This is a genomic window from Acidovorax sp. KPB24-07, assembly GCF_057543315.1.
Window position 1 is genome coordinate 1 of the sequence record NZ_BAAJYS010000091.1, and the last position, 13,459, is coordinate 13,459.

12 protein-coding genes and 1 pseudogene are annotated in these 13,459 nt (G+C 67.6%); 4 read left to right on the forward strand and 9 right to left on the reverse strand.

The genetic code is table 11. The features are described 5' to 3' along the window. From AC27IQ_RS11870 to AC27IQ_RS11880, 3 genes and pseudogenes are all read left to right on the forward strand, one after another. The coding region (locus tag AC27IQ_RS11870) for a class I SAM-dependent methyltransferase (RefSeq protein ID WP_487089591.1) at positions 1 to 638 on the forward strand (638 nt) is incomplete at its 5' end. Positions 639 to 706: 68 nt separating this feature from the next. Beyond that, positions 707 to 1,029: pseudogene (locus AC27IQ_RS11875) on the forward strand (DUF1840 domain-containing protein). Positions 1,030 to 1,382: 353 nt separating this feature from the next. Continuing rightward, entirely contained in the window at positions 1,383 to 1,793 is a 411-nt protein-coding gene (locus tag AC27IQ_RS11880; protein WP_284431647.1) for a structural protein P5, read from the forward strand. A gap of 37 nt (positions 1,794 to 1,830) precedes the next feature. On the opposite strand, the gene AC27IQ_RS11885 is transcribed toward AC27IQ_RS11880, so the two are convergent. From AC27IQ_RS11885 to AC27IQ_RS11925, 9 genes are all read right to left on the reverse strand, one after another. Beyond that, on the reverse strand, positions 1,831 to 2,889 hold the full coding sequence (locus tag AC27IQ_RS11885) for a Bug family tripartite tricarboxylate transporter substrate binding protein (protein WP_487089592.1): 1,059 nt from the start codon (positions 2,887 to 2,889) through the stop codon (positions 1,831 to 1,833). A 210-nt stretch (positions 2,890 to 3,099) separates the two neighbouring features. Further along, positions 3,100 to 4,089, reverse strand: coding sequence for a tripartite tricarboxylate transporter substrate-binding protein (locus AC27IQ_RS11890; RefSeq protein WP_487089593.1), 990 nt, complete (start codon positions 4,087 to 4,089; stop codon positions 3,100 to 3,102). Between the two features lie 183 nt (positions 4,090 to 4,272). Continuing rightward, positions 4,273 to 5,520 carry a phenylacetate--CoA ligase family protein gene (locus AC27IQ_RS11895; RefSeq protein WP_272567046.1) on the reverse strand — a complete coding sequence of 416 codons (1,248 nt, stop codon included), beginning with the start codon at positions 5,518 to 5,520 and terminating at the stop codon, positions 4,273 to 4,275. A gap of 107 nt (positions 5,521 to 5,627) precedes the next feature. Beyond that, the gene (locus AC27IQ_RS11900) at positions 5,628 to 6,437 is read right to left on the reverse strand and encodes an ABC transporter ATP-binding protein (protein WP_272567047.1); all 810 of its coding nucleotides are present in this window, start codon (positions 6,435 to 6,437) and stop codon (positions 5,628 to 5,630) included. Between the two features lie 204 nt (positions 6,438 to 6,641). Beyond that, positions 6,642 to 7,967 carry an ABC transporter substrate-binding protein gene (locus AC27IQ_RS11905; RefSeq protein WP_487089594.1) on the reverse strand — a complete coding sequence of 442 codons (1,326 nt, stop codon included), beginning with the start codon at positions 7,965 to 7,967 and terminating at the stop codon, positions 6,642 to 6,644. A 52-nt stretch (positions 7,968 to 8,019) separates the two neighbouring features. After that, positions 8,020 to 9,096, reverse strand: a complete 1,077-nt coding sequence (locus AC27IQ_RS11910; RefSeq protein ID WP_272567051.1) for a branched-chain amino acid ABC transporter permease — start codon at positions 9,094 to 9,096, stop codon at positions 8,020 to 8,022. 31 nt (positions 9,097 to 9,127) lie between these two features. Beyond that, positions 9,128 to 10,057 (reverse strand): branched-chain amino acid ABC transporter permease, encoded by a 930-nt coding sequence (locus AC27IQ_RS11915; protein ID WP_272567053.1) that lies wholly within the window; start codon positions 10,055 to 10,057, stop codon positions 9,128 to 9,130. A 16-nt stretch (positions 10,058 to 10,073) separates the two neighbouring features. Further along, entirely contained in the window at positions 10,074 to 10,859 is a 786-nt protein-coding gene (locus AC27IQ_RS11920) for an ABC transporter ATP-binding protein (protein WP_284401399.1), read from the reverse strand. A gap of 23 nt (positions 10,860 to 10,882) precedes the next feature. Next, positions 10,883 to 12,829 (reverse strand): AMP-dependent synthetase/ligase, encoded by a 1,947-nt coding sequence (locus AC27IQ_RS11925; RefSeq protein ID WP_487089595.1) that lies wholly within the window; start codon positions 12,827 to 12,829, stop codon positions 10,883 to 10,885. A 216-nt stretch (positions 12,830 to 13,045) separates the two neighbouring features. On the opposite strand from AC27IQ_RS11925, the gene AC27IQ_RS11930 reads away from it, so the two are divergent. Continuing rightward, a partial coding sequence (locus AC27IQ_RS11930) for an ExeA family protein (RefSeq protein ID WP_487089596.1) occupies positions 13,046 to 13,459 on the forward strand: 414 nt, incomplete at its 3' end.

Sequence of the window (13,459 nt, forward strand, 5' to 3'; positions counted from 1 at the left end):
CGGGCCGCGTGCGCATGGAACTGCGCGACTACCGCGAACTGCAGCACCCCGAGCCCGCGCCGTTCGACCGCATCGCCTCGGTGGGCATGTTCGAGCACGTGGGCCGCGCGCACATGCCCGATTACTTCGCCACCGTGCGCCGGCTTTTGCGGCCCGGCGGGCTGCTGCTCAACCACGGCATCACCTCGGGCGGCGTGGACAACGCGCAGCTGGGCGCGGGACTGGGCGACTTCATCGAAAAGTACATCTTCCCGGGCGGCGAGCTGCTGCATGTGAGCGCCGTGCTGCACGATCTGGCGGCCAGCGGCCTGGAGATGGTGGACACCGAGAACCTGCGCCCGCACTACGCGCGCACGCTCTGGGCCTGGTCCGACGCGCTGGAGGCGCGGCTGCAGGAAGCGCTGCGCGTGCTCTCGGCCGGGGTCGGCGCGCCGCAGGGCGAGCGTGCCCTGCGCGCCTACCGCCTCTACCTGGCCGGCAGCGCCATGGGATTCGAGCGCGGCTGGATGGCCCTGCACCAGATGCTGGCCGCGCGGCCCGACGGCGACCTGGCCACCGGCGCCCTGCGCGGGGCCCAGTCGGACTATCCTTTCACCCGCGACTACATGCATTCACGCACCGGCCCGGCCGGGCATTGACGGCTGCAAGCCACCCCATCACCCCTACCTACCTACCCACCCACCCTTACCAAGGACCCTCGCCACCCATGCTGTACAAGTTCAAATCCCGCGCCACCGCCGACGTCATCATGCTGGAGGCCAACGGCCGCCAGCTGCTGCAGATCATGGGCAAGGGCACCGACCCGCACGGCATCGTCACCGCCGCGCAGATCCCCGCCGCGCTCCAGGCACTGGAAGCCGCCGTCGCAGCCGACGACGCCAAGGGTCGGTCCGATGCCGGCGAGCGCCGGGCAGCGAGGACGACGATGCGGGCGAGCGCCCCGACACCGTGCGCCTGCGCCAGCGCGCGGCGCCGATCATCGACATGCTCCAACGCAGCGCCGCGGAAGGGCACGACGTGGTCTGGTGAACCAGGCCGGACCGGCGCTGCGGCAGGCCGCCATGAGGCCGGGCACGCGGGCGTCGGCCGCGGCATGCAAGTCCCTCCTGGCGGAGGAAGTGAAGGCCAGGATCGGGGCCGGCATGCCGGATTTTTCAGGCGAGAACGTTTCGAATTTCCGCAGCGCGGCACCCGTGGTGCCGATCGGGCCGGCCCGACCTTAAAAGTTCTGAAACCTGCTTCAGCGCGGCATGGAAAGCGTGAATTTCAGGACCCGGGCACCTACAGTTCGAGTCCGAAGCCAGGGGTCGAGCGACCGTGACGCGAGACCCGGGCCCAGCGCCCCACCGTGGGCACCATATCCTGCGTTCTCACCGCTTTTCATGTTGACTCTCGTTCCGCGCGGCATCCGCAACCACAATCCCGGCAACATCGTGCGCAACCACATCGGCTGGCGCGGCATGGCCGAGGACCAGTCGGCCGACCCCCGGTTCGTGGTGTTCTGCGAGCCGTACTGGGGCCTGCGCGCCATGGCCCTGCTGCTGCGCAACTACCAGGCCAAGTACCAGCTGTGCACCATCGACGGCATCATCCGCCGCTGGGCAGCCTGCGGCGAGTGCGATCCCTGCGACTACGTGCGGCAGGTCGCCGGCAGCCTGGACATCAGCCCCCACGCCTTCATCTGCCTGAACGCCGCGACCCTGCCGCCGGTCATGCGCACCATCGTGCAGCTGGAAAACGGCATGCAGCCCTATCCGGATGGGTTGATCGCCCGGGCGGTCAGCGCGTACTGAACGCCCACCGAGAGGCGTGCGGCCGCGCCACCGCGGCTCAATCCACCTTTGCGCCCGACGCCTTCACCACCTGCGCCCACTTGCGGTGTTCGCTGTCGATGTGTTTGGCGAAGTCGGCCGGCGAGTTGCCGCCGGGGATCGCGCCCTGCGCCAGCAGGCGCTCCTTGACGGCCGGGGTGGCCAGGGCCTTGGCGGTTTCCTGCTGGATGCGGGCCACGATCTCAGGCGGGGTCCCGGCGGGGGCGAGCAGGCCGAACCACGAGCTGGCCTCGTAGCCCTTGAGATCCGGGCCGCCGACCTCTTCGACCGTGGGCACATCGGGCAGGGCGGGCGAGCGGTGGGCGCTGGTCACGGCCAGGGCCTTGAGCTTGCCGGCCTTGATCTGCGCCATGGAAGACGGCAGGTTGTCGAACATCACGTCCATGTTGCCGCCCACCAGGTCCAGCAGCGCGGGGCCGGAGCCGCGGTAGGGCATGTGCAGCATGTAGGTCCCGGTCATGCTCTTGAACAGCTCGCCGGCCAGGTGGATCGAGGTGCCGTTGCCGCTCGATGCCATGTTCAGCTGGCCGGGGTGGGCCTTGGCGTAGCGGATGAAGTCGGGCACGGACTGGATGCCCAGCGTGCGCGCCTTGTCGGCGTTGATCTCCATCACGTTGGGCACGGCCGCCACGAGGGTGATGGGCACGAAGTCCTTGATGGGGTCGTACGGCAGCTTGCTGTACAGCGCGCGGTTGATGCCGTGCGTGCCGACCGTGCCCATCAGCAGGGTGTAGCCGTCGGCCGGCGACTTGGCGACCACTTCGGCGCCGATGTTGCCGCCCGCGCCGCCCCGGTTGTCCACGATGAACTGCTGGCCGAAGGCGCGGCCCAGCTCGGGTGCCACGGCGCGCGCCAGGATGTCGGTGGTGCCGCCGGGGGCGAACGGCACGACGATGCACACCGGCTTGGTGGGCCATGCGCCGGACTGGGCATGGGCGCCGGGCATCGCGTTCCAAAGGCCGGCGGCCAGCAGCAGGGCGGCGAGCGCCAGCGCGCGGCGGCGCGGCGTGGCAAGGGGCTGGCGAAGGGTCTTGGACGGGGTGGCGGAAAAGCGCATGGGGATCGGTCCTTGGGGCTGGCGGTCAATCCCCCGTTGTAGGCGCCGCTGCGCGAGGCGGGCAGAGGGATGACCCGTAGGCCGGAGCGCGTTCCACGCCTCGCAAAATGCACGCCCCAAGAAGAAAACCGCCCCGGGGCGCAAGGCCTGGGGCGGTCGGGGCGATGCGCGGGCGCTGCGTGTGGCGCAGTGCCCGGCCCGTCAGTGGGATCAGTCGGCGTAGGTGCCGGCGGCCTTGATGATGGGGCCCCACTTGTCGATCTCGGCCTGCACGAACTTCTTGTGCTCGGCGGGTTCGACGCGCTGGTCGGCCGCCACCACGGCGCCCAGGCCTTCCTGCTTCTTGATGAAGTCGGGGTCCTTCAGCGCGGCCTTCAGGGCGTCGTTGAGCTTCTTGAGCACGTCGGCGGGCGTGCCCTTGGGCGCGTACAGGCCGTGCCAGATCGTGACCTGGAAGTCCTTCACGCCGGACTCGGCCAGCGTGGGCAGGTCCTTGAGGGATGGCGTGGTGAGGCGCTTGGGCGTGGTGACCGCGTAGGCCTTGACCTTCTTGGCCTCGATCTGCGAGGTGGTGTTGGTGGTCTGGTCGCACAGCAGGTCGATCTGGCCACCGATCAGGTCGGTGATGGCGGGTGCCGTGCCCTTGTAGGGCACGGGGGTCATCTCGACCTTGATCGCGCTCTGGTACAGCAGGCCGCACAGGTGGGACGCGGCGCCCAGGCCCGCATGGCCCAGGTTGATCTTGCCCTTGTTCTGCTCGATCCAGGTGGCCAGTTCCTTGTAGTTGTTGGCGGGCAGCGTGGGCTTAGCGATGAGCGTCATGGGCACGTCGTTCACGACGCCCAGGTATTCAAAGTCGTTGGGCACGCTGAACGGCAGCTTGCGGTACAGCGCCGGCATGGTGGCCATGGCGATGTGGTTGAGCAGCAGGGTATAGCCGTCGGCACTGGCGCGCGCCACCTTGGCGGTGCCGATGCTGCTGCCTGCGCCCGCGGCGTTGTCGATCACCACGCTCACCCCACCCAGCGGCTTGCGCATGGCCTCCGCCAGATCGCGTGCCACGCGGTCGGTCGGGCCGCCGGCGGCGAAAGGAACGACGATCGTGACCGTCTTGTCCTTGGAGGGAAAACCCTGCGCCTGCGCGCCGAAAGCGGCGGCCACGGCAACGGCCACCAGTGCGGTCTTGAATGTAGTTTTCATGAGGTTCCTTTGAAAAGACGCGCCATGATAGCCACCGGTTTTTACACCGCCATCAAGGTAATTACTTAGCAGTAACGTGTAGGGGTTTAAAGGTTTATAGACCTGCAGCGCTGGTCTGTATTGGTTTTTCAGCTATTAATATGGGAGCGGCAAGTGCGACGATGCAGTGGGCGGCTGCCGGGCTCATCGATAGCTGCGTGCGTCCTCGATCACACGGCCGTCGTTGGGCAGCGTGCCGGGGGCCACCATCTCGACCTCGCCGCGCAGCTTGGTCTGCTCGCGCATCGCTTCGGCCAATTGCACGGCCAGGCCGGCGGCGGTCTCGGTGGTTTCCACGCGCAGCAGCATCTGGTCGCTGGCCATCTCGCCGCTCACCACCAGGCGCGCGCGCAGCACCTGCGGAAAGCGCCGCACGATGTCGGCCACCTGGCCGGGGTGCACGAACATGCCGCGCACCTTGGTGGTCTGATCGGCCCGGCCCATCCAGCCCTGGATGCGGGTGTTGGTGCGGCCGGTGGGGCAGGTGCCCGGCAGCACGGCCGAGAGGTCACCCGTGCCGAAGCGGATCAGCGGGTAGTCGGGGTTGAGCGTGGTCACCACCAGTTCGCCCACCTCGCCTTCGGGCACCGGGTCGCCGGTGCCGGGCCGCACGATCTCCACGATCACGCCCTCGTCCAGCACCAGGCCTTCGCGCGCAGTGGTTTCGTAAGCGATCAGGCCCAGGTCGGCCGTGGCATAGCACTGGTAGCCGGCCACGCCGCGCCCGGCCAGCCAGTCGCGCAGCGAGGGCGGAAACGCCTCGCCCGAGACCAGGGCCTTGCCCACGCTGGGCAGCGGCGTGCCCAGCTCGGCCGCCTTGTCCAGCAGGATCTTGAGAAAGCTCGGCGTGCCGATGTAGCCCGCGGGTTTCAGTTCGGCCATGGCCTGCACCTGCTGCTCGGTCTGGCCCGTGCCGCCCGGGAACACCGAGCAGCCCAGCGCATGGGCGCCGGTTTCCATCATCGAGCCGGCGGGCACGAAGTGGTAGCTGAAGCTGTTGTGGATCAGCTCGCCGGGCCGAAAGCCGGCGGCGTGGATGGCGCGCGCCATGCGCCAGTAGTCGCGCCGCGTGCCCTCCGGTTCGTACAGCGTGCCGGGGCTGGCGAACACGCGCGGCATGGCGGCGCCGAACGACAGCGCGCTGAATCCGCCGAACACGTTGGTGGCACGGCCGGCCTGCTGGCGCGCGAGCAGCTCGTGCTTGCGCGTGACCGGCAAGGTGGCCAGTGCCTGGCGCGTGGCGATGCCCGCCGGATCGATGCCCTGCAGGATGCCGGCGAACGCGGGCGAGGCCCGCTGCGCATGCGCCACCTGCGCGGGCAGCGCGGCCATCAATGCGCTTTCGCGGGCTTCGGGCGGGCGGGTTTCGAGGTCGTCGTAGAAAACGCTCATGGATATACCTCCGGGGTGCACGTTCTGGGCGTGCTGGGGATGGGAGACAGGCAAATGGTGGGCTGGACTGCGCCGCGCGGTCGCGGCGCGCCGGACTCGCGGTGGACCTAGGCCAGCCAGCGCTTGCGGCGCTTGTAGCTCTTGACGTCCTTGAAGCTCTTGCGCTCGCCGCCGCCGACACCCAGGTAGAACTCCTTCACGTCCTCGTTGTTGGCCAGGTCGCTCGCCGCGCCGTCCATCACCACGCGGCCGCTTTCCATGATGTAGCCGTAGTCCGAGTATTTGAGCGCCATGTTGGTGTTCTGCTCGGCCAGCAGGAAGGTCACCTTTTCCTTGGTGTTGAGGTCCTTCACGATGTTGAAGACCTCCTCCACGATCTGCGGCGCCAGGCCCATCGAGGGCTCGTCGAGCAGCACCATGCTGGGGTTGGCCATGAGCGCGCGGCCGATGGCGCACATCTGCTGCTCGCCGCCCGAGGTGTAGGCGGCCTGCGAGGTGCGGCGGGTCTTCAGGCGCGGGAAGTACGCGTACACCTTCTCCAGGTTGGCCGCGATCTCGGCGCGGCTGGTGCGGGTGTACGAGCCCGTCATCAGGTTCTCTTCGATGGTGAGGTGGGCGAAACAGTGGCGCCCCTCCATCACCTGCACCACGCCGCGCTGCACGAGGTCGGCGGGCGAGAGGTTCTCGATGCGCTCGCCCCGCAGTTCGATGCTGCCCTTGGTGACCGCGCCGCGCTCGCCCTGCAGCAGGTTGGAGATGGCGCGCAGCGTGGTGGTCTTGCCCGCGCCGTTGCCCCCCAGGATGGCGACGATGCCGCCTTCGGGCACCTGCAGCGAGACGCCCTTGAGCACGAGGATCACGTGGTTGTAGATGACCTCGATGCCGTTGACGTTCAGGACGATGTTTCTGGGTTCCATGGTGTTGCCTTCGCTGTGCCAATCGAAAGCGCTGCGGTGCAACGCTTTCGATTGGCGGCTGTGAACACAGCCTCAAAAAACCGGCGCGCCCCACGCCAGCAGACGCCGCGCAAGGGCGCCCCGCGGCGCTGGCGTCGTCCCCTTCCGCTTCGCACAGCGAAGCCAGAGAAGGGGGAAGCCGCGCAGCGGCTCAGGGGGTTGTCCTTAGCTCTGGCAGTCGGCCGCATCCCGCCGCGTCATCTTCTTGTCGGCCAGGTACTTGTCGGAGCCGGCCTTGATCATGGGTTTCAGGATCTGCTCGTCGGCCTGGTACCAGTCGGAGGAGAAGTCCCACTTCTTGCCGTCCCAGGTGTGCACGCGCGACCAGGTGGAGCCCATGTGGTCGGAGCAGCTCGTGGACAGCGGCCGCATGATCCCGTTGAAGCCCAGCGCGTCGAGCTTCTTCTGATCGAGCGCGAGGTTCTCCATGCCCCAGCGCACCTGCTCGCCGGTCATGACCTTGCCCTTGCCGAAGCGCTCCTGCGCGCGGCGCACGGCCTCGACGGCCAGCATCTGGATGATCACGCCGCGCGTGTACAGCACTGATCCCACCTCGTCCTTCGGCCCCGTGCCCTGGCCCTTGTCGTGCACGTTCTTCAGGATGTCCTGGATCACCTTGGACTGCGTGCCGTAGCCGTTCAGCGCCAGCGCGTGGTAGCCCTTGGCGCCTTCGCCCACGTCGCGCACGTCCGGCTCGGCGCCGGCCCACCACACGCCATAGAGCTTGTCGCGCGGGAAGCCCGTGGCCTGCGCTTCCTTCAGGGCGGTGGAGTTCATCACGCCCCAGCCCCACAGCAGCACGTAGTCGGGGCGGCTCTGGCGCACCTGCAGCCAGGTGGCCTTCTGCTCCACGCCAGGGGCGGTCACCGGCAGCATCTGCAGCTCGAAGCCGTGCATCCTGGCGCGCTCCTGCAGCACCGGAATGGGCTCCTTGCCGAACGGGCTGTCGTGGTAGACCAGCGCGATCTTCTTGCCCTTGAGCTTGTCCAGCCCGCCGGCCTGCTTGCCGATGTGCTGGATCAGGATGTCGGCGCCCGTCCAGTAGCTGCCCATGAAGGGGAAGTTCCACTTGAAGGCCATGCCGTCCTGCGCGACCGACAGGCCGTAGCCCAGCGTCATCAGCGGGATCTTGTCCACCGGGGCTTTTTCGGTCAGCGCGAAGGTGATGCCGGTGGCCTGCGGATCGAACAGCGCCACGCCGGGGCGGCCCTTCAGGCGCTCGTAGCACTCCACACCGCGGTCGGTGGCGTAGCCGGTCTCGCATTCCTCGAACGTGAGCTTGACACCGTTCACGCCGCCGTCGCGCGCGTTGATCATCTTGATGTAGTCCTGCTTGCCGTTGGCCCACGGCACGCCGTTGGGCGCATACGGCCCCGTACGGTACGACAGCAGCGGAAAGAACTGCTCCTTGGCCTGCGCGACGGCGCTGGTCGCCACGGACACACTGCCTGCCGCCACGAGGGCGGCGATCACGAGTTTCGAAAGCTTCATTTGTCTCTCCTTGGAAATTGAATGGATTGAAGCGCGGGGGGAACCGGGTGGATCAGTGTGGGAAGGGCCACAGGCGCAGTTTCTGTTTGGCCGTGGACCACAGCTTGGCCAGGCCGTGCGGCTCGACGATGAGGAACCACACGATGAGCGCGCCGAAGATCATCAGCTCGGCGTGCGACACGCCGGCCGTGGAGATGTGGATGCCGAACAGGCCCATCAGCGCGGGCAGGAACTGGTTGAGCACGATGGGCAGCACCACGATGAAGGCCGCGCCGAAGAAGCCGCCCATGATCGAGCCCAGCCCGCCGATGATCACCATGAACAGCAGCCGGAACGACACCTCCACCGAGAACGCCGCAGGCTCCCACGCGCCCAGGTGCACGAAGGCCCACAGCGCGCCGGCCATGCCCACGATGAACGAGCTGACGGCGAAGGCGCTGAGCTTGGCGTACATGGGGCGGATGCCGATCACCGCGGCAGCCACGTCCATGTCGCGGATGGCCATCCACTCGCGGCCCACCGCGCCGCGCACCAGGTTCTTGGCCAGCAGCGCCACCACCACGAGCAGGGCGAGGCAAAAGAGGTACTTGGACTGCGCGCTTTCGATGGGCATACCGAACACCTGCAGTCCGTTGACCGACACCGAGCCCGAGTCGGAGTTGTTGGTGAACCACTTGATGCGCAGGAACATCCAGTCGCTGAAGAACTGCGCCGCCAGCGTGGCCACCGCCAGGTACAGCCCCTTCACGCGCAGGCTGGGCAGCCCGAAGAGGATGCCGAAGAACGTGGCGCACAGCCCGCCCAGCACGATGGCCGGAATGAGCGGCAGGCCCGGCACGCGCACGAAGAAGTTGTAGGCCCCGTAGGCGCCCACGGCCATGAAGGCCCCCGAGCCCAGCGAGATCTGCCCGCAGTAGCCCACGAGGATGTTCACGCCGAGCGCGGCCATGGACATGATGACCAGCGGGATCAGGATCGCGCGGAAGAAATAGTCGCTCGCCAGCATCGGCACGGCGATGAAGGCCACGGCCAGCAGCACCACCATGGCGATGCGGTCCTGCGCGATGGGAAAGATCTGCTGGTCGGCGCGGTAGCTGGTCTTGAACTGGCCGTTTTCGCGGTAGAGCATGGCGTGTCTCCTGTGTTCTCGTCGTTATGGGTTACACGCGGTCGATGATCTTCTCTCCGAACAAGCCCTGGGGCCTGAAGAGGAGAAAGACCAGCGCCAGCACGTACGCGAACCAGATCTCGATGCCCCCGCCCACGAAGGGCCCCAGGTACACCTCGGAGAGCTTCTCGCCCACGCCGATGATCAGCCCGCCGATGATGGCCCCCGGCACCGAGGTGAGGCCGCCCAGGATCACCACCGGCAGCGCGCGCAGCGCCACCGTGGTGAGCGAGAACTGCACGCCCAGCTTGCTGCCCCAGATCATTCCGGCCACCAGTGCCACCACGCCCGCCACGCACCACACGATCACCCAGATGCGGTTGAGCGGAATGCCGATGGACTGCGCCGCCTGGTGGTCGTCGGCCACGGCGCGCAGCGCGCGGCCGGTGGAGGTCTTCTGAAAGAAGATGCTCAGCAGGATCACCAGCCCCGCGGCGATGGCGGCGGCGATCACGTCTTCCTTGTTGATGAGCACGCCGCCCTCGAACATCGACTCGAGGGCGAAGATCGGCTCCTTGGGCATGCCGATGTCGATCTTGTAGATGTCGCTGCCGAACATCGTCTGGCCCAGGCCTTCGAGGAAGTAGGTGATGCCCAGCGTGGCCATGAGCAGCGTGGCGCCTTCCTGGTTGACCAGGTGGCGCAGCACCAGCCGCTCGATGCACCAGGCCACCACGAACATGAGCGCGCCGGCCAGGACGAAGGCCGCGATGCCGGCCAGCAGCCGGCTGTCGATGCCGGTCCATTGGGGAATCCATTCGGACAGCCGGGCCATCGCGAGCGCCGCGAACAGCACCATCGCGCCCTGCGCGAAGTTGAAGACGCCCGAGGCCTTGTAGATCAGCACGAAGCCCAGGGCCACCAGCGAATACAGCATGCCCGCCATCAGGCCGCCGATCAGGGTTTCGAGAAAGAAAGCCATGGTGTGTGTTCTCCGGTCAGTGCGAGGTGCCGAGATAGGCGCTGATCACGTCGTCGTTGCTGCGCACTTCGTCGGGCGTGCCATCGCCGATCTTCTTGCCGTAGTCGAGCACGACCACGCGGTCGGAGATGTCCATCACCACGCCCATGTCGTGCTCGATGAGCACGATGGTGGTGCCGAACTCGTCGTTCACGTCGAGGATGAAGCGGCACATGTCCTGCTTTTCCTCCACGTTCATGCCGGCCATGGGCTCGTCCAGCAGCAGCACCTGCGGCTCCATCGCCAGGGCCCGGCCCAGGTCCACGCGCTTTTGCAGGCCGTAGGGCAGCTGGCCCACGGGCGTCTTGCGCCAGGCCTGGATCTCCAGGAAATCGATGATGCGTTCGACGAACGCGCGGTGGCGCATCTCCTCGCGCTCGGCCGGGCCGATGCGCAGCGCCTGCAGGAAGAGGTTGCTCTTGATCTTGAGGTTGCGCCCCGACATGATGTTGTCGATCACGCTCATGCCCTTGAACAGCGCCAGGTTCTGGAAGGTGCGCGCCACGCCCATCTCGGCCACCTGGCGCGAGTTCATGTGCGAGAACGTCTTGCCCCGGAAGGTGATGGAGCCGTCCTGCGGCGCGTAGACGCCGTTGATGCAGTTGAGCATCGAACTCTTGCCCGCGCCGTTGGGGCCGATGATGGCGCGGATCTCGTGCTCGCGCACGTTGAACGAGATGTCGGTGAGCGCTTTCACGCCCCCGAACCGCAGGCTGATGTTCTGGACGTCGAGGATGACGTCGCCGATCTTCTTGGTGGTCATGGTGGGGTCTTGCGGCGTTGCGGTCAGGCGGCCTGCTTCGTCGGGGCGAAGGTCCGGGCGTCGTCGAGCTTGAGCGTGGCGCTCACGCTGCCCGTGCGGCCGTCCTCGAACTTGACCTGCGTCTCGATGAACTGTTCGGTGCGGCCGGCGTACAGCGCCTCCACCAGCGTGCCGTACTTGTCGGCGATGAAGCCGCGGCGGACCTTGTTGGTGCGCGTGAGCTCGCCGTCGTCGGCATCCAGTTCCTTGTGCAGCACGAGAAAGCGGCTGATCTGGCTGCCCGCCAGCAGCGCATCGCCTGCGAGGTCGGCGTTCACCTTCTCCACGCAGTCGCGGATCAGCTCGTACACCTCGGGCTTTTGCGCCAGGTCGGTGTAGCCCGCGTAGGGCAGGTTGCGGCGCTCGGCCCAGTTGCCCACGGCGTCGAAGTCGATGTTGACCATGGCGCACACCTTCTCGCGCCGGTCGCCCAGGGCCACGGCCTCCTTGATGTACGGAAAGAACTTGAGCTTGTTCTCCACGTACTTGGGCGCGAACATGGCGCCGTCGTTGGCGCCGCCCTGGATGCGGCCCACGTCCTTCACGCGGTCGATGATCTTGAGGTGACCGTGCGCATCGAGAAAGCCTGCATCGCTCGTGCGATACCAGCCGTCGGCCGTGAGCACCTCGGCCGTGGCGGCGGGGTTCTTGTAGTACTCCTTGAGCAGGCCGGCGGACTTGACGAGGATCTCGCCGTTGTCGGCCACCTGGATCTGCACGCCGCGGATCGGCACGCCCACGGTGTCGGCGCGCGCCTGGTGGTCGGGCTGCAGGCACACGAACACGGCGGTCTCGGTGGAGCCGTACAACTGCTTCAAGTTGATGCCGATCGAGCGGTAGAAGGTGAACAGGTCCGGCCCGATGGCCTCGCCGGCCGTGTAGGCCACCCGCACGCGCGAAAAGCCCAGGTTGTTGCGCAGCGGGCCATAGACCAGCAGGTCGCCCAGCGCGTACTTGATGCGGTCCAGCAAGCCCATGGGCTGGCCGTCCATGCGCGCCGGGCCCACGCGGCGGGCCACCGCCATGCAGGCGTGGAACATCTTGCGCTTGAGCGCGCCCGCGTCTTCCATGCGGATCATCACGCTGGTGAGCAGGCCCTCGAAGATGCGCGGCGGGGCGAAGTAGTAGGTGGGGCCGACCTCCTTCAGGTCGATGGAGACGGTGCCGGCCGACTCGGGGCAGTTCACCACGTAGCCGCAGGCCAGCCACTGCGAGTAGCTGAAGATGTTCTGCCCGATCCACGCGGGCGGCAGGTAGGCCAGCACCTCCTCGGCCGACGTCAGGCGGTCGAACTCGGCGCCGGCCTGCGCGCGGTCGAGCAAGGTGGCGTGCGTGTGCACCACGCCCTTGGGGTTGCCCGTGGTGCCCGAGGTGAAGAACATGGCCGCCACGTCGCCGGGCTGCACCCGGTCGACCTGCGCGCGGAACCAGCCGGGGTTCTGCGCCACGAAGGCGGTGCCGGCCTCGACCAGGGCATCGAGCGACGCCAGGCCCGGCTCGCTGTAGTTTCGCAGGCCGCGCGGATCGTCGAAATACAGGTGCGATAGGGCGGGGCACTGCGCGCGGATCTCCAGCAGCTTGTCCACCTGCTCCTGGTCTTCCACCACGCAAAAGCGCACCTCGGCGTTGTTCAGGGGGTAGATGCATTCGGCGGCCACCGCATCCTGGTACAGCGGCACGGGAATGGCACCCAGCGACTGCGCCGCGAGCATGGTGGCATACAGGCGCGGGCGGTTGGCGCCCACCACCACCAGGTGCTCGCCCGCGTGCAGCCCGGCCTGGTGCAGGCCGGCGCACAGCGTCTCCACCATGGCGGCCAGGCCCGACCAGGTGTGGGTCTGCCAGATGCCGTATTCCTTTTCGCGCAGCGCCGCGTCAGTGGGCCGTTCGGCGGCGTGCCGCAGCAGCAGTTGGGGGAAGGTGGTCGTCATGCCTGTTCCTACCGGTGGTGTCCGCCGAGGCTGCTGGCGGGGCGCGCAGCCATGCAAGGGAGATGCAACGGATGGTAGGAACCGCTTTGACGTCTTCTTGTCTTGCCGACGACAATTTGCGGGAAACTCCTGACGGGTGTAACCCTGCCCGTGGCGGGTCCAGGGGGAAAGCGCGCCGCTGCAGGACCGCCACGGCAGGGCGGTATCCTTGCCGCCATGTACGCCCCGTTTTTCGGCCTGGAGCACGCGCCGTTTTCCATCGCCCCCGACCCGCGCTATCTGTTCATGAGCGACCGCCACCGCGAGGCGCTGGCGCACCTGCTCTACGGCCTGGACGCCGGTGGCGGCTTCGTGCTGCTGACCGGCGAGATCGGCACCGGCAAGACCACGGTGTGCCGGTGCTTCCTGGAGCAGATCCCGGCGCACTGCAACGTGGCCTACATCTTCAATCCGCGGCTCACGGTGGGCGAGCTGCTGCGCTCCATCTGCGACGAGTTCGGCGTGGCGCACACCCCGGCGGTGCCGGGCTCCGAGACGGTCAAGGACTGCATCGACCCGTTGAATGCCTTCCTGCTGCAGGCCCATGCGGCGGGCCGCAACAACGTGCTCATCATCGACGAGGCGCAGAAC